The organism is Propionicimonas sp. (assembly GCF_034927565.1).
In the GTDB taxonomy this organism is placed as follows: domain Bacteria; phylum Actinomycetota; class Actinomycetes; order Propionibacteriales; family Propionibacteriaceae; genus Propionicimonas.
Map to the genome: position 1 here is coordinate 18,485 of NZ_JAYFPT010000016.1, position 25,114 is coordinate 43,598.

Sequence of the window (25,114 nt, forward strand, 5' to 3'; positions counted from 1 at the left end):
CGCTGCGCCACGTCGTCCGCTGATCCCGACCCCGGCCGGAAGGGCCGCCCCGCATGCTGCAACTCCACGACGTCCGCAAGTCGTACACCACTGCCGGCTTCACGCAGGTCGCGCTGGACGACGTGTCGGTGTCGTTCCGGGACAACGAGTTCGTCGCCGTCCTTGGCCCGTCCGGCTCGGGCAAGACGACGCTGCTGAATATCGTCGGCGGGCTGGACCACTACGACGGTGGCAACCTGGTGATCGACGGCATCCCGACCGAGAACTACCGCGACCGCGACTGGGACAGCTACCGCAACAACCGGATCGGTTTCGTCTTCCAGAGCTACAACCTGATCCCCCACCAGTCCGTGGTGGCCAATGTCGAACTGGCGCTCACCTTGTCCGGGGTCTCGCGGTCGGCGCGCCACGAACGCGCGCTGGCTGCCCTCGACCAGGTCGGGCTGGCCGAGCACGCTCACAAGCTGCCCAGCCAGCTCTCCGGCGGCCAGATGCAGCGGGTGGCGATCGCGCGGGCGCTGATCAACGACCCGGAGATCCTGCTGGCCGACGAGCCGACCGGCGCGCTCGACTCGAAGACCAGCGTGGCGATCATGGGCCTGCTCACCCGGATCGCCGGCGACCGCCTGGTGATCATGGTCACCCACAACGCCGAACTCGCCGACCAGTACGCCACCCGGGTGGTCCAGTTGAAGGACGGCGTGATCGTCGCCGACTCCGACCCCTACCTGCCCGAGCAGGCCGGCACCAGCGAGAAACCCGGCCGGCGGACCTCGATGTCCTTCCTGACCGCGATCGCGCTGTCGTTCAGCAACCTGATGACCAAGAAGGGCCGCACCCTGATGACCGCCTTCGCCGGCAGCATCGGGATCGTCGGGATCGCCGCCATCCTCGCGCTGGCGAACGGCGTGAACGCCTACATCAAGCACGTCGAGGAGGACACCCTCTCGGTCTATCCGCTGACCATCGCCAGCCAGGGCTTCGACATGACGGCGATGCTCGCCGCCTCCGCCGGCGGCGGCCAGGACGACTCCGCCGACTCCCCCGCCGCCGACGGCAGCGGCGAGGTGCGGGAGGCCCGGACGCTGAAACGGATGTTCTCCAGCATCGGTGCCAACGACCTGGCGTCACTGAAGAAATACCTGGACGGTGACGGCGGCGGGATCTCGTCCTCGGTCAACTCGATCCAGTACTCCTACAACGTCACCCCGCAGATCTTCAGCACCGCGGGCGGCAAGGTCCGCCAGGTCAACCCGGACAACTCGTTCAGCCCGCTCGGTTTCAGCGCCGCCGACTCCACCAATGCGCTGCTGTCGGCGTCGATGAGCACCAATGTGTTCGCCGCGATGCCGGACGACACCCGCCTGGTCGAGGGCCAGTACGACGTGCTGGCCGGGCACTGGCCGACCAGCTACGACGAGACCGTGCTGGTGCTCAGCCCCGGTGGCCGGGTCAGCGACTTCCTGCTGTATGCCATGGGGCTGCGCGATCCGGCCGAGCTGGACGAGATGGTCAAGCAGATGGCCGACGACGAGGAGATCGTCACCCCGTCCGACAGCCGGTCGTTCACCTACGACCAGCTGATGGCGGTCGATTTCACCCTGGTCAACGCCACCGACTACTACGTCCATGATGCCGAGTACGACGTCTGGACGGACAAGAGCGGCGACGAGAAATTCCTCCGCGACCTGGTCGCCGATGGCGAGGAACTGCGGATCGCCGGCATCGTCGCGCCAAAGCAGGGCGCCACCGCCACCGCGCTGAGCTCGGGCATCTACTACACCCCGGCCCTGGTGACACACCTGGTCGAGCAGGCCGAGCAGACCCCGATCGTGCAGAGCCAACTCGCCAAGCCGAAGGTGAACGTCTTCACCGGACGCAGCTTCGCCGACGAGCAGGCCAATCCGCAGCGCGACGACCTCGACCTCAGCAAGTTGGTCGAGTTCGACTCCGACTCGATCACCAAGGCGTTCAGCTTCGACTCCTCCAAGCTGAAGCTGGACCTGTCGGCGCTGAACCTGAAGCTGCCGGGGCTGAAGATCGACCCCTCGACGCTGCCCTCGCTCGACCTGGGCGACATGCTCGGCGGAATTGACGTCGACGAGCTGGTGTCCGGCATCGACCTGAGCGCGATCATTGCCGCCGTCGACCCGGCCGACCTGCTGGCCGGTGTCGACCTCGGGCTGGACTCCGAGGCGGTCACCGCCCTGGCCACCCGGCTGTTGCAGGGCTACCTGGAGTTCTGTGTCGCAGGCGGGCTGGATCCGTCCAACACCCAGGACAACTTCCCGCTCTTCCTCGAATCGGATGGCGGCAAGGCGATCGCCGCCGAGGCCCAGGACGCCCTGGCCCAGGTGCAGGAGAACCTCGGCAAGCAGCAGACCGCGCTCGTCGAGAAACTCACCGCCAGCATTGGCGAGGCAGTCACCAAACAGCTCACCGCCAGCACCGACAAGATCCAGGCCCAGCTGCAGAAGAGCATGGCCCAGTACATGGAGAAGGCCATGAAGGCGGTCTCCGGCCAGATCTCCCAGCAATTGGGCACCGCGTTGAAAACCCAGCTCGGCGCGGCCATGGAGAAGGCCATGGGCCAGCTCTCCCAGAACATGTCGAAGGCGATGAACATCGACCAGGACACCTTTGCCGAGGCCTTCAAACTGAAGATGGATCCCGAGGAACTGGCTGACCTGCTGGCGTCCATGATGACCAGACGCACTGCCAGCCTGGACGCCAACCTAGTGAAACTGGGCTACGCCGACTTCGACAAACCCTCACGGATCGACATCTACCCGGTCGACTTCGAGAGCAAGGGCCGGGTGCTGGCGGTCCTGGACGACTACAACGCCCAGATGCGCGACAGCGGGCAGGACGACAAGGTGATCACCTACACCGACATCGTCGGCACCCTGATGTCGTCGGTGACCGACATCGTGAACGTGATCAGCTACGTACTCACCGCCTTCGTGGCGATCTCGCTGGTGGTCTCCTCGATCATGATCGGCGTGATCACCTACATCTCGGTGCTGGAACGCCGCAAGGAGATCGGCATCCTGCGCTCGATCGGTGCCTCCAAGCGCGACATCCGCCGGGTGTTCAACGCCGAGACCCTGATCGTCGGCTTCGTCGCCGGCGTACTCGGCATCGCGATCACCCTGTTGCTGACCATCCCGGCCAACGCGATCGTGTACGACCGGTTCGGGATCGCGAACGTCGCCCAACTGCCCTGGCAGGCCGGTCTGGCGCTGATCGGGATCAGCATGGTGCTCACCTTCATCGCCGGGCTGATCCCGTCCTCAGCCGCCTCCCGCAAGGATCCGGTCGAGGCGCTGCGCAGCGAGTAGCCTGACCGCCGGCTTGGCGTGTCAACCCTTGCCACCCGGTGTGAACGTGGCGGTGGCCGGCTTGTCCGGTCGGGTTCAATGGCGGCATGGAACCAGATCACCTGACCGGGCCCGCGCTGGCTGCCGTCCGCAACCGCCGCTCGTGGTCGAAGGTGACCGACGATGCTCCCACTCGCGCCGAACTGCTGCCGCTGGTCAGCGCTGCCGGACGGGTGGCCGACCACTCCTCGCTGCGGCCCTGGCGGCTGATCGAACTGCGCGGCCACGACCGGGTGCGGCTCGGTGAGGCGATCGCCGAGGCCACCGGGGACGACAAGCCGTCGGCCAAGCCGCTGCGGGCGCCACTGTTGATCGCGGTGGTGGCGAGTTTCCAGCCCAGCGAGAAGGTGCCGCACTGGGAGCAGGAGGCGGTGGCGGCCGGGGTGGCGCACACCCTGAGCCTGCTGCTGGACGAAGCCGGCTGGGGCGTGATCTGGCGCACCGGGCACTACACCCGTTCCGCGCCGGTCGCCCGGCTGCACGGGCTGGGCCCGGACGAGCAACTGCTGGGCTGGCTCTACGTCGGCGGCAAGCCGCCGCACACCCACCCTGACCGCCGCAAGGCGGTGGACGCGGCCTCGCACCTCAGCCGGCTGCCGCACGCCTGAGGTCTCACCCGGCCCGCTGCCAGCCGCCGTCCGACGCCACTCAGCCGGTCGACCTCCGGGTCATCACCCGGGCCGCTGCCAGCCGCCGACGGCCTCCTCCAGCTGCGCCGCCACCGACAGCAGCACGTCCTCGGCGCCGAATCGGCCGCCCAGCATGATCCCGATCGGCAGCCGGGCGTTCTCCACCGCAGCGACGTGCAGCGGCAGCGAGATCGCGGGCAGGCCGCTGAGGTTGTAGACGCTGGTCCACGGCGTGAACCGCATCTGGGCGGCGAAGTCGGCAGCCGGGTCGGCGTCGTCGCGCAGGCTGCCCAGCTTCGCCGGCGGCTGGGCCAGGGTCGGGGTGAGCACCAGGTCGAAGGGCTGCCAGGCCAGTGCCACCTGGCGGGTGAGCCGCTGCAGCCCGTCCAGCGCGGTGGCGAACTCGGTGGCGGTGACCTTGCGGCCCTCCTGCCGCAGCCAGCGGGTCATCGGGGTGAGCAGCGGGTCGGCCTGCGGCGGCAGCGGGAGCATGGTCGCGCCGAAGGTCCACAGCGCCATGAAACTCTCCCAGCGGTCGGGGGTGAACGGCACTGGCGCCTGGTCGACGTGGTGCCCGAGGCTCTCCAGCAGCGAGATCGCCGCGTCCACGCCGTCCAGGCAGGTCGGGTCCACGTCGGCGTCGGCGATCACCGGGGTGGTCAGCACGCCCACCCGCAGGCCGGACGGACGCCGCGTGGTCGCCGCCAGGAAGCCGGACGCGGGCGGCGGGGCGTAGTAGGTCTCCCCGATCTGCGGTCGGGCGAGGACGTCGAGCGCCGCGGCGGTGTCGGCGACCGTCCGGGTGAGCACCCCGGAGGTGGTCAGGCCGGGGCCGGCCTCCCGCAGCGGCCCGGACGGCACCCGTCCCCGGCTGGGCTTCAGGCCCACCAGTCCGCAGGCCGAGGCGGGGATGCGGAGCGAGCCGCCACCGTCCGAGCCCTGGGCGATCGGGACGATCCCGGCGGCCACCGCGGCGGCCGCTCCCCCACTCGAACCGCCAGCCGAGCGGGTCGGGTCCCAGGGGGTGACCGCAGCCGGACGGCCGTCCGGCTCGGTGTAGCAGGGGAAGCCGAACTCGGGCGTGGCGGTCTTGCCGACCATGACCGTACCGGCCTCCCGCAGCCACTCGACGATGCCGTCATCGACGTCAGCGACGCTGCCCCGCAGCGCGGCGCTTCCAGCCTCGAAACCCACCCCGGCGACCGGATTGAGGTCCTTGATCGGGCACGGCACCCCGAGCAGCGGCAGGTCGAACTCCGGGTCGGCGGCCAGCCGGCGGTCGAGTTCGGCAGCCTGGGTGAGGGCGAGTTCGGGAGCCAGGGTCACGAACGCGCCCCAGACGTCTTCCTCGGCCCGGGCCAGGGCGGCCTCGGCGACCTCGGTGGCGCTGACCTGCCGGGCGCGAACCGCCTCGGCGGTCTGCAGCGCGGTGAGTTCCGACAGGTGCGTCGTCATCGATCCTCCTGGGTGTCCGTTGTGGCTTCGACGGTACTCGTCTGTGGCGCTTCCGGCTCGTCGGTCCGCAGCCGCTCCGCTAGGGCTGGATCCGGTCGGGGTCGGAGGTCGCCCAGATGGTGGGCTGGAAGTCGTCGCCCAGCTGCTTGCGGGCCAGCCGGCCGGTCAGCTGCTGCTCGGTGGTCACGCGTTCCGACCGGGACCGGCCGATGAAGGTGATCGCCCACTTCAGCAGGGTGGAGAGCCGGTTCTTGAAGCCCACCAGATAGACCAGGTGGACGCCGAGCCAGGCCGCCCAGGCCGGCAGCCCGGTGAGCTTCAACCCGCCGATCTGGGCCACCGCGCCGAACTGACTGACCACCGCCATCGAGCCCTTGTCCTTGTACCTGAACGGCTCGGTGACCGGCTGGCCGGCGATGTCGCCCGCGATCTTGCGGGCAACGTACTTGCCGCCCTGCAGCGCGACCTGGGCGACGCCGGGCAGCTTGTCGAGGCTGATCATGTCGCCCAGGACGAACACCTCGGGATGGCCGGGCAGAGTGAGGTCGGGCTGGACTGCCACCCGTCCGGCGCGGTCGATCTCGGCCCCGGACTGTTCGGCCAACTGCTTGCCCAGCGGGCTGGCGGCCACCCCGGCAGCCCAGACCTTGCAGCTGGCGGAGATCCGCTCGGTGCTGCCGTCGGTGTAGCTGACGTCGACACCGGTCTCGTCCACCCCGGTCACCCGGGCGCCCAGCTTCACCTCGACGCCGATCTTCTCCAGCCTGACCCGGGCCGAGGCCGACAGTTTCGGTGCGAAGCCGGGCAGCACGGCATCGGCGGCGTCCAGCAGCACGATCCTGGCCTGCCGGGTGTCGATCCGCCGGAAGCTGCGGACCAGGACGTCGCGGGTGAGTTCGGCGATCTGCCCGACCATCTCCACCCCGGTCGGCCCGGCACCGACGACAACGAAGGTCAGCAGTGCTGCGCGCTCCTCGGGGTCGTCGGTGAGTTCGGCGACCTCCAGCGAGCCGAAGATCCTGGCCCGCAACTCCAGGGCGTCGTCAACGGTCTTCATCCCGGGGGCGAAGATCGCGAACCGGTCGTTGCCGAAGTAGGACGGCCCGGCACCGGCGGCCACGACCAGGTGGTCGTAGCCGACCCGAACGGTCTTGCCCAGCTTCTCGAAGACCACGGTGCGCTCGGTGAGGTCGATCGTGGTCACCTCACCCAGCAACACGGTGGCGTTGCGCTGCTTCTTCAGGATGTCCCGGGTGGCCGGGGCGATCTCCCCGGTGGACAGGATGCCGGTCGCAGCCTGGTAGAGCAGCGGCTGGAACAGATGCGATACCGTCCGCGAGATCAGGGTGACCTCGACCGGCGCGGTGGCCAGACCCCGGGCGGCGAACAGTCCGCCGAAGCCCGAACCGATGATGACTACCCGTGCACGATTCATGGCGACCTTCCGTCATCGATGCATCCAGCCTAGCCAGCATCGGGTAACGAACGAAGGACGCTCGTCTTTCAGACGCCTCGCGCGGGTGAACTGACCGCCGGTGGCCGGGGAATCCCACCGCCGGCAGCTCCGGCGACGTCGGCAAGCGACGTGCAACAGCCTGCGGTCGCGCCGCCGGGTTCGGTCAGGCCGAGCGGGTGATCACGGTGTCACAGAGCGCGGCCAGGGCGTTCTTCGCCTGGCCGTCGGGCAGGGCGGCGAGGTGTGCCCGAGCGACCTCGGAGCGACGGGCGATCTCGGTACGTGCCTCGTCCAGGGCCGGGTGGGCACGCAGCAGACCGAGGGCTTCGGCCACCTCCGCCTCGTCGGAGATCGGGCCGGCCAGCAATTGCACCAACCGGGCGTCCTCCGGGCGGGTCGAGCGCCGGGCCAGCAGGGTGGGCAGCGTCGGCACGCCGGCCCGCAGGTCAGTGCCGGGAGTCTTCCCGGAACTGTCGGAGGCGATGTCGATCAGGTCGTCGCTGAGCTGGAAGACCACGCCGATCTCCTCGCCGTAGGCGCTCAATGCTGCCAGTTGATCGGCGGGAAGGTCGGCCACCATGCCGCCGAACCGGGCCGAGGTGGCGATCAGCGAGCCGGTCTTGTCGGCCACCACCGCGAGGTAGTGCGCCAGCGGCTCGTCGCCGGGCTGCGGCCCGCGGGTCTCGGCGATCTGGCCCTGCACCAGCCGCGCGAAGGTCTCCGCCTGCAGCCGGACGCACTCCACCCCGAGGTCGGCGACGATCGTCGACGCCCGGGAGAACAGCAGGTCGCCCACCAGGATCGCGATCGAGTTGTCCCAGCGCTGGTTGGCGCTGGCGGCGCCGCGGCGCAGGTCGGCCTCGTCCATGACGTCGTCGTGGTAGAGACTGGCGACGTGGGTGAGCTCGACCACCAGCGCCGCGCGGGTGACGTCCTCGGGAGCGGGCCGGCCGCCGAGCAGGGACGCCAACACCACCAGCAGCGGACGGAAGCGCTTCCCGCCCGCGTTGATGATGTGCTGCGCGGCCTCGGTGACGAAGGGCGACCGGGCCACGGCAGCGTCCAGCAGCCGCTGCTCGATCACCTCGAGCTGCGCCACCACCTGGTCGCTGAACGCCGGGTCCACCCCGGCGATCTGGCCGCTGCCAAGACTGTCGACGGTCATCTCAGGGAGTACGTCCTTACCGCAGGAAGATCCCGGCCTGGGAGACCAGGTTGAGCAGCTGTCCGGGGAACAGGCCGAGGTACACCGACGCAACCGCGCCCACCACGACCGGCACCCAGGTCAGGCCGCTGGCCTTGCCGACCACGACCGTCTCGTCGGGCTCGGAGAAGAACATCACGACGATGACCTTGATGTAGAAGTAGGCCGCCACCAGGCTGAAGCCGATCGCCGCCAGCACCAGCCACGAGTAGCCACCCAGCCAGGCGGCCTGGAAGACCGCCCACTTGCCGATGAAGCCGCCGGTCAGCGGGATCCCGGCGAAGCTCAGCATCAGCACGGCGAAGATCCCGGCCAGCACCGGGTTCTTCTTGCCCAGCCCGGCCCAGCGCGCGATGCCGTGCGCCTCGCCGGTCTGGTCGCGCACCATGGTCACGATCGCGAACGCGGCGATGGTCGCGAACCCGTAGGCCACCAGGTAGAACAGGATGGAGGCCATCGAGTTCATCTGCCCGGACGGGACGTCGGCCAGCGCACCGACCACCGCGACCAGCAGGAAGCCGGCGTGGGCGATCGAGGAGTAGGCGAGCATCCGCTTGATGTCGGTCTGGGTGAGCGCCAACACGACACCGACCGCCATGGTGATCAGCGCCACCACAGCGAGCAGCGGCTGCCAACTCCAGCGTTCGGCGCCGAGGGCGACGTAGAACACCCGGGCCAGACCACCGACAGCCGCCAGCTTGGTGCAGATCGCCATGAAGCCGGTCACCGGCGTCGGAGCGCCGACGTAGACGTCCGGCACCCAGGACTGGAAGGGCACCGCACCGACCTTGAACAGCAGCCCCACTGCGAGCATGGCCATGCCGAGATAGAGGATGCCGCTGCCGAACACCGGGGAGGCGATCGCCGCGTCGATGGCCGACAGCTGGAAGGAACCGGAGTAGCCGTAGAGCATGGCGATGCCGAACAGGAAGAACGCCGACGAGAACGCACCCAGCATGAAGTACTTCAGGCCGGCTTCCTGGCTCAGCAGCCGGCGGCGACGCGCCATCGCGCTCAGCAGATAGAGCGGAAGGCTCATCACCTCCAGCGCCACGAACATGGTCAGCAGGTCGTTCGAGGCGGCGAAGATCATCATGCCCGACAGCGAGAACAGCGCCAGCGGGAAGACCTCGGAGTGCTCCAGCCTGGCCTGGGTGGCCTCGGCCTCCAGCTGGCTGCCGGGCACGGATGAGGCGGCCGCGGAGAAGGCGCTGACGCCGTTGTCCAGGTCACGCTCGGCGAAGACCAGCATCGCCAGCAGGCTGAACACCAGCAACGCACCCCACATGATGTAGGTCGGCCCGTCCAGGGTGACAGCACCCATCGCGAGCACCCCGCTGTTGTCCCGTCGCCAGTTCAGCACCAGCATCACGAACGCGACCAGCGTGGCCAGTTCGACGACGACCAACTGGGTGGTGAACCGGGCCTGCCGGGGCAGCAGGGCTTCCAGCAGGATCCCGAGGCAGGCCGCGACCAGGACGACCAGGACCGGGGAGAGTTCGAACCACTCGAAGCTCGGGGCCGGGATATCGAAGAGCGTCATCACTTGGCTTCCTCTCCGAACGGAGCCACCGGATCGGAGATCCCGGCCCGGGTCAGGACGGTGACCGCGGTGGGTTCGATGGTGGTCAGGGCGAGTTGCGGCACGAAGCCGAGGGCCAGGATCACCGCCACCAGCAGCCCGGCGACAGTCTTCTCACGGACGCCGAGGTCGGTCGTGACGGTGTCGAGCACCTGTTCGGTGGGCGGGCCGGTCATGGTTCGCTGGTACATCAGCAGGACGTAGACCGCCGCCAGCACGGTGCCGAGCACGGCCACCGCCGCCACCCAGGGCTCCCGTGACCAGGTTCCGGCCAGCACCATGAACTCGCTGACGAAGGTCGACATGCCGGGCAGGCCGAGGGCCGACAGGCCGGCCAGCAGCAACGAGCCGGCCAGGACGGGGGCAACCTTCTCCACCCCGCCGAAGGCGTTGACCGCAGCCGTTCCGCGGCGGCTGATCAGGAAGCCCAGCACAAGGAACAGCACGGCGGTGGAGAAGCCGTGGTTGAGCATGTAGAAGATGGTCCCGCTGATGCCGCCGGTGGTGAAGGTGTAGATGCCGAGCACCATGAAGCCGAAGTGGCTGACCGAGGTGTAGGCCACCAGCCGGAGCAGGTTCTTCGAGCCGATCGCGGCGACCGCGCCGTAGAGAATCGAGATCAGCGCGAGCACGATCATCACCGGGCCGATCTCGCGGCTGGCGTCCGGGAACAGGGTCAGGCAGAACTTGATCATCCCGAAGGTGCCGATCTTGTCCAGCACACCGACCAGCAGCACCGAGGTGCCCGGGGTGCTCTCCTCGGCGGCAGTCGGCAGCCAGCTGTGGAAGGGAACCATCGGCGCCTTGATGATGAAGGCGACCAGGAAACCGGCCATCAGCCAGAGCCCGAGTTCGCGACTGTAGGTCAGCCCGACCAGGTCGGACAGCAGGAAACTCGGGGCACCGAGCTGCCGCACCGATTCGACGTACAGCCCGACGACGCTGGCCAGCATGATCAGCCCGCCGGCCAGGCTGAAGATCAGGAACTTGACCGCCGCGTATGACCGCTTCGCGCCGCCGTAACCGCCGATCAGGAAGTACATCGGGATCAGCGTGGCCTCGAAGAAGAGGTAGAACAGCAGCACGTCGTCAGCCAGGAACACGAACAGCGCCAGGCTCTCCAGCAGCAGCACCAGCCCGAAGAAGGCCTGCGAGCCCCACCTGGACAGGCTGGTGCCGGCGAGCTTCCACTCGGCCAGCAGCACCACCGGTGTGAGGACGGCGGTGAGCAGCACCATCATCAGCGACATCCCGTCCACGCCCAGCGCCCAGGAGGCGCCGAACTGCGGGATCCAGGGCACCAGTTCGGCCAGCGGGGTTCCGCTGCCGTAGAGCCCGGCCACGGCGAAGGCCACGCCGGCGGTCGCCAGCGCGAACGCCATGCCCACGCCCTTGGCGACCTGCTTCAGCGGCAGACAGAGCACGGCGGCGCCGAGCAAGGGGATCAGCCCGAGGAGGGTGAGCCAGGGAACAGTCATCTCAGTGGTTCCTTCCTCAGGCCAGCTGGCTCAGGACGACGATGACACCGAGCAGGACTGTTCCGGCGGCCACGCCGAGGGCGTACCGCCTGACCTGTCCGGACTGGAGCTTGCGGCCCTGCGCCGACAGCCCCGCGAACATCGTGGCGATGCCGTCCGCACCACCGTCGAAGACCGTCTGCTCACCGATCTGGGTGACGCCGTCGGCGAGCACCATCGTCGGCCTGACGACCAGGGTGTTGTTGATCGCGTCCCCGAACAGGTCGTTGCGGCCGGCGATCGCGAACGGGTTCGCGGTGGCGGGGGCGACGGCGGGAACCGGCTTGCGGCCGAAGACGTACCAGCCGATCGCGACACCGATCAGGACGATCGCCATCGTCGACCAGCCGATCGGGGTCGGCAACCAGGACACGTCGTGCGCGTGGACCCCGGTGGACGGCGCCAGCCAGTCCTGGATCCAGGCGTTCATCGCGACCCCGGCGACCACCGAGAGGGCGGCCAGGATGACCAGCGGGACGGTCATCGACTTCGGCGACTCGTGCGGGTGGACGCCGGGCTGCCAGCGCTGCTCACCGAAGAAGGTCATCAGCATCAGCCGGGTCATGTAGAAGGCGGTGATGCCGGCACCGACCAGGGCGCAGGCGCCGACCAGGGCGCTGTGCTCGAAGGCCGCCTCGATGATGTGGTCCTTGGAGAAGTAGCCGGCCAGCGGCGGGATGCCGATGATCGCCAGGTAGCCCATCGCGAAGGTCCAGAAGGTCCACGGCATCGCCTTGGCGAGCGCCCCGTAGTGCCGCATGTCGACGTCGTCGTTCATGCCGTGCATCACCGAGCCGGCGCCGAGGAACATGTTGGCCTTGAAGAAGCCGTGGGTGAGCAGGTGGAAGATCGCGAAGGCGTAGCCTGCCGGGCCGATACCGGCCGCCAGGATCATGTAGCCGATCTGGCTCATCGTGGAACCGGCGAGCACCTTCTTGATGTCGTCCTTGCTGGTACCGATCCAGGCGCCGACCAGCAGGGTCACCGTCCCGACCACCACCACCGCGGTGCTGGCCGCGGCCGACAGTTCGAAGATCTCGTGCGAGCGGACGACCAGATAGACCCCCGCTGTCACCATGGTGGCGGCGTGGATCAGGGCCGACACCGGGGTGGGGCCCTCCATGGCGTCCAGCAGCCAGGCCTGCAGCGGCACCTGTGCGGACTTGCCGCAGGCGCCCAGCAGCAGCAGCAGGCCGATCAGCGTCACCCAGAAGGAGTCGGCCTGACCGACGCGAGCATTGACGTCGGTGAAGGCCGAGGAGCCGAACAGGGCAAGCATCGCCATCACGGCCATGGTCATGCCCAGGTCGCCGATCCGGTTCATCACGAAGGCCTTCTTGGCCGCTGCGGCGGCGGACGGCTTGTGCTGCCAGAAGCCGATCAGCAGGTAGGACGCCAGGCCAACACCCTCCCAGCCGACGAACAGCACCAGGTAGTTGTCCGCCAGCACCAGCAGCAGCATCGCCGCGATGAACAGGTTGAGGAAGGCGAAGAACCGGCGCTTGCGCGGGTCGTGGGCCATATAGCCCAGGGAGTAGATGTGGATCAGGCTGCCGACACCGGTGATCAGCAGGGCGAACAGGATCGACAAGGTGTCGACCTGCAGCCCGATCGTGATGCTCCAGGACCCGACGGCTATCCACTCGTACAGCGGCACCCCCACCGAACGCTGCTCGGCCGGGGCAAGCAGCAGCAGGACGAACAGTGTGACCGCGACCGCGAACGAGGCCAGCACGGCCACGACGGCGATCTTCGGGCCGACACTGCGCATCAGCCCGCCGAACAGCAGCAGAATGGCCGCGCCGAGGGCCGGCGCCGCGATCATCAGCCACGCCCAGCTGAACACCCCGGTCGCGGCGACCGGGACGATCGTCTCCAGAATCACGTCACTCTCCTCAGAGTTCCATCACGGTCAGAGTTTCAGCAGGCTGGCAGCATCGACCGAGGTCGATCGCCGGGTGCGGAAGATGGTCACGATGATCGACAGCCCCACCACCACCTCGGCGGCGGCCACCACCATCACGAAAAAGGCGGCCACCTGACCGTCCAGTCCGCCGCGTTGCTGCGCAAAGGCCACCATCGCCAGGTTGGCCGAGTTCAGCATCAACTCGATGGACATGAAGATCACCAGGGCATTGCGCCTGGTCATCACGCCGATGGTGCCGATCGTGAAGACGATCGCCGCCAGGTAGAGCAGGTTCTCGGTGGTCACTTCTCCTCCTCCTGGGCGACACGCTCGATCGCATGGAAGGTCTCGGCGGTCTGACTGGACAGCGCCGGGGCGTCCACCACGGCGCTGCGGCCGGCCAGGGTCTGCGAGATCGACTCCGGTGCCACCGAGCCGTCCGGCAGCAGCGCCGGAGTGGCGATCGAGTTGTTCCGGGCGAGCACACCGGAGTTGGGCAGCGAGCCGGGGTGAGTGCCCTTGGCGGCGTAGTCCTTCATCCGCGCCTCGGCACGCTCGGCCTGCCCGGGCACCGGGTGCACCCGGCGGGTGTGGGCCACCACCATCGCGCCGACGGCAGCGGTGATCAGCAGCGCCGAGGTGATCTCGAAAGCGAAGACGTAACGTCCGAAGATCAGCGCCGCCAGCGACTCGATGTGGCCCTGGTGGGCGGCGTTGGCCGCCTCCAGCCCGACCGCCGGGGCGGTGATCGCGCCACCGATGCCGAGGACGATCAGCGCGAACAGGCCGATCGCCACGATCACCGCGGCGATGCGCTGCCCGCGCAGCGTCTCCACCACCGAGTCCGGGGTGTCGACGCCCACCAGCATCAGCACGAACAGGAACAGCATCATGATCGCGCCGGTGTAGACGATGATCTGCACCGCGCCCAGGAAGGGAGCGTCGAGCGCGAAGTAGATCGCCGCCAGGTTCAGCATCGCGAACGCCGTCGACAGCGCCGCGTACGCGGCCTTCCGGAACACCACCAGGCCGAGGGTGCCGAGCACCATCAGCGGTCCGCAGATCCAGAAGGTGACGTCGGCGCCGGTGACCAGCGGGATCATCGGGCACCTCCGGCAGCCTCGTCGACCGGCGTCCTGTTGTCCGGCTCGCCGGTGCGCGGCAGGCCGAGGAAGTAGTCCTTCTCCTCGGCGCCCAACCGGCGCGGGTGCGGCGGCTCCTCCATGCCGGGCAGCAGCGGCGCCAACAGCCGATCCTTGGTGTAGATCATCTTCTCGCGGGTGGTGTCGGCCAGCTTGAAGTCGTTGGTCATCGTGAGTGCCCGGGTCGGGCAGGCCTCGATGCACAACCCGCACAGGATGCAGCGCAGGTAGTTGATCTGGTAGACCCGGCCGTACCGCTCACCGGGGCTGTAGCGCTCGGTCTCGGTGTTGTCCGCGCCCTCGACGTAGATCGCGTCCGCCGGGCAGGCCCAGGCGCACAACTCACAGCCGACGCACTTCTCCAGGCCGTCCGGCCAACGGTTCAACTGGTGCCGGCCATGGAACCGCGGGGCGGTGACCTTCTCCTTGCCCTTCTCCGGGTAGCCCTGGGTGAAGGTCTTGCGGAAGATGGTGCGGAAGGTCACCCCGAATCCCGCCCATGGGTCGAAGATGCCCATCACGCCTCCTTCTGGATGGATTCGACTACCTCGCCGGCGTCCGCCGATTCGGCGGCCTCGGCAGGCTCGATGGTGGACGCCACCACGTCCGCCAGTTCGGGAAGGACCTGGCCGGGCATCGGCGGGACCGGGTAGCCGCCTGCGAAGGCGTCGAACGGTCCGTCGGGTGCCGGTTCGGGTTCGGGCTCCGGTTTCTCGCCGAGGAAGACGATCGCCAGCAGCACCACCACGATCAGGCCGAGCAGCCCCCACAGCAGCGGACCCTGCAGCAGGTTCTCGCTCATCAGCTTGCGCATCACGGCGATCACGACGATCCAGCCCAGCGAGATCGGGATCAGCCACTTCCAGCCGAGCTTCATGAACTGGTCGTAGCGGAACCGCGGCAGCGTGCCACGCAGCCAGACGAACAGCGAGATGAACAACTGCACCTTGAGCGCGAACCAGATCGGGCCGAGCCACGGGTTGTTGAGGATCGGGATCAGGTTCAACGGCCACGGCGTCAGGTAGCCGCCGACGAACAGCGTGGTGGCGATCGCCGAGACGGTGGCCATATTGATGTACTCCGCCAGGAAGTAGATCGCGTACTTGAAGCCGGAGTACTCGGTGATGTAGCCCGACACCAGCTCGGACTCGGCCTCGGGCAGGTCGAAGGGCGCGCGGTTGGTCTCGCCCACCATGGCAATGACGTAGATCACGAAGCTCGGGATCAGGGCGATGAACATCCACTGTTGCAGCCCGACATCCGGCCCGCCGAACAGCAGCAGCGGCGCCCGCTGGAACTCGACGATGCCGGCGGTGGACATCGTGCCGGCGTACAGGAAGACCGCCACCAGCGACAGGCCCATCGCGATCTCGTAGGAGATCATCTGCGCGCTGGAGCGCAGGCCGCCCAGCAGCGAGTAGGGCGAGTTGGACGACCAGCCGGCCAGCACGAAGCCGTAGATGCCCACCGAGGTGACCGCCAGCAGCACCAGGGTGCCGATCGGCAGGTCGGCCAGCTGCAGCCGGGTGGTCACGCCGAAGATCTCCACCTCACCGCCGAACGGGATCACAGCCCAGGCGGTGAAGGCCGCGGTGCCGGCGATGATCGGGGCGGCGACGAATAGCACCCGGTCGACCATGTGCGGCATGAAATCCTCCTTGATCAGGAGTTTCATGCCGTCGGCCAGGGCCTGGCCCAGCCCGAACGGGCCGTTCATGATCGGACCGAGCCGGTGCTGCATCTTGCCGACCAGCCGGCGCTCGTACCAGACGTTGAAGATCGTCCACACCAGCAGGACGACGAACAGCACGATGACCTTGATCAGGACCAGCCACCAGGGATCGTTCATCGGGGTCATGCGACACCTCCCAGGCTGAGTTCGACCGTGTCACCGGAGACCAGGCCGAGTTCGCCCAGCGACATCCCGGGCGCGTGCGTGGGCACCCAGACGGTGCCGTCCACCATGTCCTCGGCGATCTCCAGCGGGAGGCTGAGGCTGCCGCCGGGGCCGGCGATCACCACCTCGGCTCCCGTACTCAGGCCGGCGGCGCCGGCCGTGGCCGGACTGACCCGGGCCACCGCCGGTTTGGCGGTGGCGGCCAGGGCGTCCTCGTAGTCCATCCCGCGACCGCCGTCGAGCAACTGCCGCCAGGTGGCCAGCCGGAGACCGCCGGAGGCCGGCTTCGCGACCGGCATGGACGGTGCATCGTCCCGGGACACGTCGTCCCAGGCCACGGCGTCGTCCTCGGGCTCCCAGGCGCCGAGTTCGGCCAGTTCGGCTGCCGCCGAACCCACCGTCCGCACCCCCAACGGGCTGGCCAGCGCATCGGCCAGGGCGGCCAGCACACGCAGGTCGGTCATCGGATCGTTCGCCTGCCTGATCACGGTGTTGACCACGCCGGGACGATGCTCCCAGTTGAGGAAGGTGCCGGAGTGCTCCTCGATCAACGCGACCGGGAAGACCACATCCGCCCGTTCGGTGACCTCCGACTGCCGTGACTCCAGGGCCACCACGAAGCCCGCGTTCTCCAGGCCGGCGCGAGCCGCGGCGGCGTCGGCGAAGTCGCGCGGCTCCAAGCCGGCCACCACCAGAGCCTTCAGAGTGCCCTGCGCGGCGGCGGCCAGCATGCCAGCGGCGTCCAGGCCGGGCTCGGCGGGCAGGATGTCGGTTCCCCAGGCAGCGGCCACGTCCACCCGGGCACTGACATCACGCGCCGGGCGGCCACCGGGCAGCAGGTTGGGCAGGCAGCCGGCCTCGACCGCACCGCGGTCGCCGGCCCGGCGCGGCACCCACGCCAGCCGGGCACCGGTAGCGTCGGCCAGGGCTGCCGCGGCGGTCAGGGTGCCGGGCGAGACCGCGGCGCGCTCCCCCACCAGGATGATCGTGTCGGCATCGACGGCCAGGCCGGCGAGCGCCTCGGCCTCGCCACCGGGGGCGGTGGCGACCAGGCTGGCACCCAGCTTGGTCGAGCCGTTCGAGGCGTAGGGCGCGACGGTGACCACCGTCAGGCCGCGCTTGCGGACCGCCTTGCGCAGCCGCAGGAAGATGGCCGCGGCCTCCTCCTCGGGCTCCAGGCAGACCAGGACGACCTGTTTGGCGGCCTCGAGGTCGGCGTAGGTGACGCCGTCACCGAGCTTGCGGCCGGCCACCCGCTCGGCGAGGAAGGCAGTTTCCTCCTCCGAGGCCGGACGGGAGCGGAAGTCGATGTTGTTCGTGCCGAGCACCGCCCGGGCGAACTTGGCGTAGCCGTAGGCGTCCTCGACGGTCAGCCGGCCGCCGGTCAGCACACCGGCGGAGTTGCCGGCCGCCTGCAGTCCGGCCACCGCGGCGTCGACCGCCTCCGGCCAGCTGGCCACCTTCAGTACGCCGTCGCGACGCACCAGCGGACGGGTGATCCGGTCGGCGCCGCGTCCGGAGACGAAGGCGAACCTGCCCTTGTCACAGTTCCACTCCTCGTTGACCTCCGGGTTCTCGCCGGCCAGCCGCCGCTTCACCTGGAAATGCCGGTGGTCGACCCGCAGCGAGCAGCCGCCCGCGCAGTGCTCACAGGTGGACGGGGTGGAGACCAGGTCGAAGGGCCGGCTCTGGAAGCGGTAGGAGACGCTGGTCAGCGCACCCACCGGGCAGATCTGGATGACATTGCCGGAGAAGTAGGAGTTGTAGGGGTGCTCGGCGTACTTGCCGACCTGCTGCAGCGCACCGCGTTCCACCAGCGTGATGAACGGGTCGCCGGAGATCTGCTCGGAGAACCGGGTGCAGCGGGCGCACAGGATGCAGCGTTCCCGGTCGAGCAGAATCTGCGCCGAGACCGGCACCGGCTTGGGGAAGGTGCGCTTGACGCCCTCGTAGCGGGTCTCGCCGCGGCCGTTGCTGAGCGCCTGGTTCTGCAGCGGGCACTCGCCGCCCTTGTCGCAGATCGGGCAGTCGAGCGGGTGGTTGACCAGCAGAAATTCCAGCATGCCGGTCTGGGCCTTGGCCGCCACCGGCGAGGTGAGCTGGGTATTGATCTTCATCCCCGGGGCGCACTCCAGGGTGCAGGAGGCCTGCGGCTTGGGCATGCCGCGTCCGTTGCCCATATCGGGTACCTCGACCATGCACTGCCGGCAGGCGCCGACCGGGTCGAGCAACGGGTGGTCGCAGAATCGCGGAATGGCGATCCCGATCATCTCTGCCGCCCGGATCGCCAGCGTCCCCTTGGGTACCTGGACCTCGGTCCCGTCGATGGTGACGGTGATCTGGTCGACCGGCGCGACCGCCTGCTCGGGCTTCGTCACGACGCTCATGCGTGGCTCCCTTCTCCCACGGCGAACAGTGCGCTGCGTCCGTAGGGAAACAACTCCCAGGCCGGGGTGTGGCAACCTGACTCGAACTCGGGACGGAAGTGCCGCACCGCCGAGGTGACACACGCCACCGCACCGTCGGCCAGCGCACAGAAGGACTTGCCGCCGATGTTGTCGCACAGGTCGAGCAGCTTGTCGATGTCGCCCTCCTCGGCAGTGCCGGACTCGAACTTCTTCAGCAGCTGCACCAGCCACCAGGTGCCCTCCCGGCAGGGAGTGCACTTGCCGCAGGACTCGTGCTTGTAGAACTCGACCCAGCGCAGCGTGGTGCGCACCACCGAGACGGTGTCGTCGAAGGCCTGCAGCGCCTTGGTGCCCAGCATCGAGCCGACGCCGGCCATCCCTTCGTAGTCCAGCGGGACGTCGAGGTGCTCGGGGGTCAGGATCGGGGTGGACGAACCGCCCGGCGTCCAGAACTTCAGCTCGTGGCCCTCGCGGATGCCGCCGGAGAGCTCCAGCAGCTGCCGCATGGTGATCCCGAGCGGCGCCTCGAACTGCCCCGGCCGCACCACATGGCCGCTGAGGGAGTAGATGGTCATGCCCTTGGACTTCTCGGTGCCCATTGACGAGAACCAGCTCGACCCGTTGTTGACGATGCACGGCACCGAGGAGATCGACTCGACGTTGTTGATCACCGTCGGGGAGGCGTACAGGCCGGCGACCGCGGGGAACGGCGGACGCAGCCTGGGCTGGCCGCGACGCCCTTCCAGGGAGTCCAGCAGGGCGGTCTCCTCGCCGCAGATGTAAGCGCCCGCGCCGGCATGGACGATGATGTCCAGGTCGAAGCCGGAGCCGTGGATGTCCTTACCGAGGTGGCCGGCGGCGTAGGCCTGGGCCACCGCCTGCTGCAGCCGACGGATCACGTGCAGCACCTCGCCACGCACGTACACGAAGGCGGTGTGGCAGTTGATCGCGTAGGAGGAGACGATCATCCCCTCCACCAGGGTGTGCGGCGAGGCCAGCAGCAGCGGCATGTCCTTGCAGGTGCCGGGCTCGGACTCGTCGCCGTTGACCACCAGGTACTTCGGGTTCGGGTTGTCCTGCGGGACGAAGCTCCACTTCATGCCGGTCGGGAAGCCCGCGCCGCCACGGCCGCGCAGGCCGGCGTCCTTGACCAGGGTGGTGACCTCGGTCGGGGTCATCGCGAAGGCCTTGTCCAGCGAGGCGTAGCCGCCCTGGGCGGTGTAGGCCTGGATGCCCCAGGACTTCTCGGTGCCCCAGTTGGCCGAGAGGACGGGAGTCAGCAGGTCGGTCACAGTGCCGTCTCCTCAGGATTTGGGGCCGCCCAGCCCTGCCGGTCGGCGATTCCCTTGCCGAGCAGCGAGGCCTCACCGGCGCTCGGCCCCTCGTCGGCGCGACCGTCCGGGAAGCCGGCCAACACCCGCTCGGCCTCGCGCCAACTGGTGATGGTCGCCCCGCGGGAGGCCGACACGTCCTTGCCGGCGGCCAGGTCATCGAGCAGCTGGTCGGCCTTCTCGGGGGTCATATTGTCCATGAACTCCCAGTTGACCATCATCACCGGGGCGAAGTCGCAGGCCGCGTTGCACTCGATGCGTTCCAGCGAGAAGGTGCCGTCGGCGGTGGTCTCGTCGGTCTTGATGCCGAGCTTGTGCTCGACCCGCTCCAGCAGCGCGTCGCCGCCCATCACCGCGCACAGTGCCGTGGTACACACCCCGATGTGGTGCTTCCCACCGGGACGGCGGCGGTACATGGTGTAGAAGGTCGCCACCCCGGACACCTGGGCGGTGGTGATGCCGAGGATGTCGGCGCAGGCCTCGATACCGGCCGGGGAGACCCGTCCGTCCACGCTCTGCACCAGGTGCAGCATCGGCAGCAGCGCCGACCGCGGCTGCGGATAGCGCGCGGCGATCTGCCGCAACTCGGCGAGCGTGGTCTGGTCGATGTTGGTCGAGGTATCGGTCATGTCGACCTCACCCGAGTCGGGGAAGAAGGACTGGAACTCGTGCCCGCTCATCGATCGACGCCTCCCATCACTGGATCGAGGGATCCGACTGCCACCACGATGTCGGCGATCATGCCGCCCTCGCACTGGATCGGGACTGACTGCAGGTGGTTGAACCCGGGGTCGCGCATGTGCGCCCGGAACGGATGGGTGCCACCGTCGGAGACGACGTGGCAGCCGAGCTCGCCCTTCGGGCTCTCGATCGGGACGTAGGCCTGGCCGGCCGGCACCCGGAAGCCTTCGGTGACCAGCTTGAAGTGGTGGATCAGTGCCTCCATCGACTCGCCCATGATGTGCTTGATGTGCTCATGGGAGTTGCCCTGGCCGTCCGGGCCGAGCGCGAGTTGCGCCGGCCAGGCGATCTTCGGGTCGTCGACCATCACCGGCTGCCCGGTGGAGGCCTCCAGCCGGTCGGTGGCCTGCTTGACGATCTTCAGGCTCTCCCACATCTCGTCCAGCCGGACGCGGAACCGTCCGTAGGCGTCGGCGGTATCCCAGGTCGGCACGTCGAAGTCGTACTTCTCGTAGCCGCAGTAGGGCTGCGTCTTGCGCAGGTCCCAGCCGTAACCGGTCGAGCGCAGCACCGGCCCGGTCACCCCCAGGGCGAAGCAGGCCGAGAGGTCCTGGTGACCGACGCCGCACATCCGTCCCTTGAAGATCGGGTTCTCGTTGCAGAACGCCGCGTACTCCGGCAGGTGCTTCTCCAGCCAGTCGATCAGGTCGCGCAACTGGGCGATGCCGGTGTCGGGCAGGTCATTGGCCACCCCGCCCGGACGGATGTAGGCGTGGTTCATCCGCAGCCCGGTGACGGCCTCGAAGAAGTCGAGGATCATCTCCCGCTCCCGGAAGCCGATCGTCATCACGGTCAGCGCGCCGATCTCCATGCCACCGGTACCGACCGCCACCAGGTGGGAGGCGATCCGGCACAGCTCCATCATCAGTACCCGGATGTCCTGGGCGCGTTCGGGGATCTGGTCGGTGATGCCGAGCAGGCGCTCGACGCTGAAGCAGTAGGCGGCCTCGTTGAAGATGGGGGCGACGTAGTCCATCCGGGTCACGAAGGTGGTGCCCTGGGTCCACGTCCGGTATTCCATGTTCTTCTCGATACCGGTGTGCAGGAAGCCGATGCCGGGACGGATGGACTTCACCGTCTCGCCCTCGCACTCCACCATCAGGCGCAGCACGCCATGGGTTGACGGGTGCTGCGGGCCCATGTTGATGACCAGGGTCTCGTCGTTGCGCTCGGCCTGTTCGCGGGCGATGTTGGCGAAGTCACCGCCGCCCATCGCGGTGTAGACGGTGCCCTCGGTCTCTTCCCCGGGGGCCGCGTAGAAGTCGGCGTTCTGCGCTGTCATCAGTAGCTCCTGCGCTGGTCGACCGGCGGCACCGTGGTGCCCTTGTACTCGATCGGGATCCCGCCCAACGGGTAGTCCTTGCGCTGCGGGTGACCTACCCAGTCGTCCGGCATCAGGATCCGGGTGAGGTGGGGGTGGCCGTCGAAGATGATCCCGAACATGTCCCAGGTCTCGCGCTCGTGCCAGTCGGCGGCCGGGTAGGTGGCCACCACGCTGGGCACGTGCGGGTCGGTGTCGGGGCAGGTGGTCTCCACCCGCAGCCGGCGGTTGTGGGTCATCGACGCCAGGTGGTAGACGGCGTGCAGTTCGGCGCCGCCATCGTCGGGGTAGTGCACTCCGGAGACGCTGGCGCAGAACTCGAACCGCAACTGCGCATCGTCGCGCAGTGCCTGCATCACCGCGGTGAGCTTCTCCCGCGGCACGTAGAAGGTGAGCTCGTCGTGCTCGAGGGTGACCTTGAGATACGGGTTCTCGACCAGGCTGGCGAGCCGGTTGCGGACACCGTCGTACCAGGAGCCCAGCGGCGGCGTCGCCGGGACGGGGCGCGCCACCTCGCGGACGATCCGGGAGTAGCCGGAGGTGTCGCCAGTGCCCTCGGACCACATCCCCCGGCGGGTCGGAACCGGAGCCGGGGCAGCCGAGACCAGTTCGGGATCGGGCTGGGCGTCCTCGCGCTCCAGGCCCGCCTTCGGCGCCGACTCGTCCGCCGTGACCCGGGTGTCGATGGTCTTCTCCTCGCCGGGCAACTTCTCGTCGGTCATCGCATGAGCCCCTTCATCTCGTGCGTGGCGGGAGCGGTCAGCGCGGCCTGCTCGGCGGCCTCGATCGCGTCCAACTCGTTCTGGGCCATAGGACGCTTGGCGACGATGTCCTTCTTGAGCTTGAACATGGCGTCGATCAGCATGTCGGGCCGCGGCGGGCAGCCGGGGACGTAGATGTCGACCGGCACCAGATGGTCACCGCCCTGCACGATCGCGTAGTTGTTGAACATGCCGCCCGACGAGGCGCACACCCCCATCGCCATCACCCACTTGGGGTTGGGCATCTGGTCGTAGACCTGGCGCAGCACCGGGGCCATCTTCTGGCTCACCCGGCCGGAGATGATCATCAGGTCGGCCTGCCGGGGAGAGGCCCGGAAGACCTCCTGGCCCCACCGGCCGGAGTCGAACCGGGGAGCGCCGTAGGTCATCATCTCGATCGCACAGCAGGCCAGACCGAAGGTGGCCGGCCAGAACGACGCCTGCCGCATCCAGCCGAACACGCCCTCCAGCGTGGTCAGGAGCACACCCTGGGGAAGCTTGTCCTCAATACCGCCAACCATGGTTCCTGCCCTTTCTTGATCGCATTGCGGGCCTCAGTCCCACTCCAGGCCGCCGCGGCGCCAGACGTAGATGTAGGCGATGAACACCGTCGCCATGAACAGCAGCATCTCGACCAGGGCGAACCAGCCCAGCTGGCCGAAGGAGACCGCCCACGGGTAGAGGAAGACCGTCTCGATGTCGAAGACGATGAAGAGCATCGCGATGATGTAGTACTTGATCGGGAACCGGCCGCCGCCTTCCGGCTGGGGGGTGGGGTCGATGCCGCACTCGTAGGAGTCGTACTTGGCGCGGTTGTACCGTCGCGGACCCAGGAAGGCGCTCAGTGTCACCGAGGCGCCCAGGAAGAGCGCGGCCAACGCCATGATGCCGAGGATGGGAATGTAGGGACTCATCGACTGCTCGACCTTTCCTGACTTCCTGCGCAAGTTCTCATGCCGAGGGTGCCACCTTTGTCAGCGTGGTGAGCACCTTGTCCATCCAATCACCATCGCGGGTGTCGTACAGGTGGGCCAGCATCTTCATCACGAAACGCATCAGTGTCGGGCGCGGCAGCCCGTACTTCGTGCAGACATGCATCACCTGCGGGTGCTCGATCAGCGAGACGAAGACCTGCCCGAGCCGGAAGTAGCCGCCCCACTCGCCCTTGAGCCGGCTGACGTAGCCCTGCAGGGCGCGCTCGGCACTGGGCGTCCCGAAGCCGCGGAAGTGGGCGTCGGTGACCGCGTCGGCGGCCATCTCGGCGGCCTCCATCGCGTAGCCGATGCCCTCGCCGTTGAAGGGACTCACCATGCCGCCGGCGTCGCCGACCAGCAGCAGACCGTCGCGGTAGGCGGGTTGCCGGTTGAAGCTCATCGGCAGCGCGGCCGAGCCGATCGTCCCGACCTGGTTGGCCTCGCGGAAGCCCCACTCCTCGGGGGTGGTGGCCAGCCAGGCCTTGAACATCTGGCGGAAGTTGGCACCCTGCCCGGAGGCCGACGAACTCACCGTGCCCAGGCCGACATTGCAGGTGCCGTCGCCCATGGCGAAGATCCAGCCGTAGCCGGGCAGCAGGTTGGACTCCCCCGGCTTGCCGTCCCACAGCTCAAGCCAGGACTCCATGTAGTCGTCATCGCTGCGCGGGGAGGTGAAGTAGGTGCGGACGGCCACGCCCATCGGCCGGTCCTTGCGCTTCTCCCGGCCGACCGAGAGCGCCAGCCGGGACGAGTTGCCGTCCGCGGCGACCACGACCGGCGCGCTGAATGTCCTGCCGTCCTTGGTGGTCACGCCGGTGACCCGGCCGCCACGGCCGGTGATCGCGCCGGTGACGGTGGTCTCCTCGAAGAGCCGGGCACCGCCGGCCACCGCATGGTCGGCCAGGATCTTGTCGAAGTCGGCGCGTCCCTTCACCAGGCCGTAGGGCGGGAACTCGGCCAGTTCCGGCCAGCGCAGTTCGAAGGGCTCGGTGCGGCCGCCGTAGACCCGCAGGCCCTTGTTGCGCACCCAGCCGTTGGCCTCGCTGGTGTCGATGCCCAGCCGAATCAGCTGCTTGACCGCCCGCGGGGTCAGGCCGTCGCCGCAGACCTTCTCGCGCGGGAAGCTGCTCTTCTCCAGCAGCGCCACCTCCAGACCCCGCTCGGCCAGGTAGCGGGCTGTCGTGGATCCGCCTGGTCCGGCCCCCACGACGATCACGTCGGCCTGGGTCTCGGACATGGGTTGGGGCTCCTTGAAAATGATCGGCCTAGCCAGTTTATGACCGCGCCATGGATTTCCTCGTCGGCGACAACGAGCAAGCTCGTTCTGCGCTCTCCTCGTCATCCTAGGGAAAACCTCCCGCCGTAGCCATTTGGCGGATTCGGCCCGATTTTCGTCACTGGATCGTTCCG

At 68.5% G+C, this 25,114-nt stretch carries 20 protein-coding genes; 2 read left to right on the forward strand and 18 right to left on the reverse strand.

The genetic code is table 11. The features are described from left to right. Positions 1 to 53: 53 nt before the first annotated feature. On the forward strand, positions 54 to 3,341 hold the full coding sequence (locus VB080_RS04790) for an ATP-binding cassette domain-containing protein (RefSeq protein ID WP_323417292.1): 3,288 nt from the start codon (positions 54 to 56) through the stop codon (positions 3,339 to 3,341). Positions 3,342 to 3,427: 86 nt separating this feature from the next. Then, positions 3,428 to 3,988 (forward strand): nitroreductase family protein, encoded by a 561-nt coding sequence (locus tag VB080_RS04795; protein ID WP_323417293.1) that lies wholly within the window; start codon positions 3,428 to 3,430, stop codon positions 3,986 to 3,988. A gap of 63 nt (positions 3,989 to 4,051) precedes the next feature. Here VB080_RS04795 and VB080_RS04800 read toward each other — a convergent pair whose 3' ends face one another. The 18 genes from VB080_RS04800 to VB080_RS04885 all read right to left on the reverse strand — a co-directional run bounded on the left by VB080_RS04800 (position 4,052) and on the right by VB080_RS04885 (position 24,941). Beyond that, entirely contained in the window at positions 4,052 to 5,464 is a 1,413-nt protein-coding gene (locus VB080_RS04800) for an amidase (protein WP_323417294.1), read from the reverse strand. A 79-nt stretch (positions 5,465 to 5,543) separates the two neighbouring features. After that, positions 5,544 to 6,899 (reverse strand): NAD(P)/FAD-dependent oxidoreductase, encoded by a 1,356-nt coding sequence (locus VB080_RS04805; RefSeq protein ID WP_323417295.1) that lies wholly within the window; start codon positions 6,897 to 6,899, stop codon positions 5,544 to 5,546. 184 nt (positions 6,900 to 7,083) lie between these two features. After that, positions 7,084 to 8,085 carry a polyprenyl synthetase family protein gene (locus VB080_RS04810; protein WP_323417296.1) on the reverse strand — a complete coding sequence of 334 codons (1,002 nt, stop codon included), beginning with the start codon at positions 8,083 to 8,085 and terminating at the stop codon, positions 7,084 to 7,086. A 16-nt stretch (positions 8,086 to 8,101) separates the two neighbouring features. Further along, the gene (gene nuoN / locus VB080_RS04815) at positions 8,102 to 9,667 is read right to left on the reverse strand and encodes an NADH-quinone oxidoreductase subunit NuoN (protein WP_323417297.1); all 1,566 of its coding nucleotides are present in this window, start codon (positions 9,665 to 9,667) and stop codon (positions 8,102 to 8,104) included. Continuing rightward, positions 9,667 to 11,184 carry an NADH-quinone oxidoreductase subunit M gene (locus VB080_RS04820; protein ID WP_323417298.1) on the reverse strand — a complete coding sequence of 506 codons (1,518 nt, stop codon included), beginning with the start codon at positions 11,182 to 11,184 and terminating at the stop codon, positions 9,667 to 9,669. The genes nuoN and VB080_RS04820 overlap by 1 nt, the downstream gene beginning before the upstream one ends. A 16-nt stretch (positions 11,185 to 11,200) precedes the next feature. Further along, positions 11,201 to 13,048 (reverse strand): NADH-quinone oxidoreductase subunit L, encoded by a 1,848-nt coding sequence (gene nuoL / locus VB080_RS04825; RefSeq protein ID WP_323417393.1) that lies wholly within the window; start codon positions 13,046 to 13,048, stop codon positions 11,201 to 11,203. A gap of 87 nt (positions 13,049 to 13,135) precedes the next feature. Continuing rightward, entirely contained in the window at positions 13,136 to 13,435 is a 300-nt protein-coding gene (nuoK, locus tag VB080_RS04830) for an NADH-quinone oxidoreductase subunit NuoK (protein ID WP_323417299.1), read from the reverse strand. Continuing rightward, entirely contained in the window at positions 13,432 to 14,232 is an 801-nt protein-coding gene (locus VB080_RS04835; protein ID WP_323417300.1) for an NADH-quinone oxidoreductase subunit J, read from the reverse strand. Before VB080_RS04835 ends, nuoK begins: the two co-directional genes overlap by 4 nt. Next, entirely contained in the window at positions 14,229 to 14,789 is a 561-nt protein-coding gene (gene nuoI, locus VB080_RS04840; RefSeq protein WP_323417301.1) for an NADH-quinone oxidoreductase subunit NuoI, read from the reverse strand. The genes VB080_RS04835 and nuoI overlap by 4 nt, the downstream gene beginning before the upstream one ends. Continuing rightward, positions 14,789 to 16,129 carry an NADH-quinone oxidoreductase subunit NuoH gene (gene nuoH / locus VB080_RS04845; RefSeq protein ID WP_323417302.1) on the reverse strand — a complete coding sequence of 447 codons (1,341 nt, stop codon included), beginning with the start codon at positions 16,127 to 16,129 and terminating at the stop codon, positions 14,789 to 14,791. The genes nuoI and nuoH overlap by 1 nt, the downstream gene beginning before the upstream one ends. Next, positions 16,126 to 18,555 carry an NADH-quinone oxidoreductase subunit G gene (locus VB080_RS04850; RefSeq protein ID WP_323417303.1) on the reverse strand — a complete coding sequence of 810 codons (2,430 nt, stop codon included), beginning with the start codon at positions 18,553 to 18,555 and terminating at the stop codon, positions 16,126 to 16,128. The genes nuoH and VB080_RS04850 overlap by 4 nt, the downstream gene beginning before the upstream one ends. After that, the gene (gene nuoF, locus VB080_RS04855; RefSeq protein WP_323417304.1) at positions 18,552 to 19,868 is read right to left on the reverse strand and encodes an NADH-quinone oxidoreductase subunit NuoF; all 1,317 of its coding nucleotides are present in this window, start codon (positions 19,866 to 19,868) and stop codon (positions 18,552 to 18,554) included. The genes VB080_RS04850 and nuoF overlap by 4 nt, the downstream gene beginning before the upstream one ends. Then, on the reverse strand, positions 19,865 to 20,587 hold the full coding sequence (nuoE, locus tag VB080_RS04860; protein ID WP_323417305.1) for an NADH-quinone oxidoreductase subunit NuoE: 723 nt from the start codon (positions 20,585 to 20,587) through the stop codon (positions 19,865 to 19,867). The genes nuoF and nuoE overlap by 4 nt, the downstream gene beginning before the upstream one ends. After that, positions 20,584 to 21,861, reverse strand: coding sequence for an NADH-quinone oxidoreductase subunit D (locus VB080_RS04865; RefSeq protein WP_323417394.1), 1,278 nt, complete (start codon positions 21,859 to 21,861; stop codon positions 20,584 to 20,586). The genes nuoE and VB080_RS04865 overlap by 4 nt, the downstream gene beginning before the upstream one ends. A gap of 68 nt (positions 21,862 to 21,929) precedes the next feature. Then, entirely contained in the window at positions 21,930 to 22,691 is a 762-nt protein-coding gene (locus VB080_RS04870; RefSeq protein ID WP_323417306.1) for an NADH-quinone oxidoreductase subunit C, read from the reverse strand. After that, a complete protein-coding gene (locus VB080_RS04875) occupies positions 22,688 to 23,251 on the reverse strand; it encodes an NADH-quinone oxidoreductase subunit B family protein (RefSeq protein WP_323417307.1) in 564 nt (187 codons plus the stop codon). Before VB080_RS04875 ends, VB080_RS04870 begins: the two co-directional genes overlap by 4 nt. Positions 23,252 to 23,284: 33 nt before the next feature. Further along, positions 23,285 to 23,644, reverse strand: a complete 360-nt coding sequence (locus VB080_RS04880; RefSeq protein WP_323417308.1) for an NADH-quinone oxidoreductase subunit A — start codon at positions 23,642 to 23,644, stop codon at positions 23,285 to 23,287. 37 nt (positions 23,645 to 23,681) lie between these two features. Further along, entirely contained in the window at positions 23,682 to 24,941 is a 1,260-nt protein-coding gene (locus VB080_RS04885; RefSeq protein WP_323417309.1) for a geranylgeranyl reductase family protein, read from the reverse strand. Positions 24,942 to 25,114 lie beyond the last annotated feature (173 nt).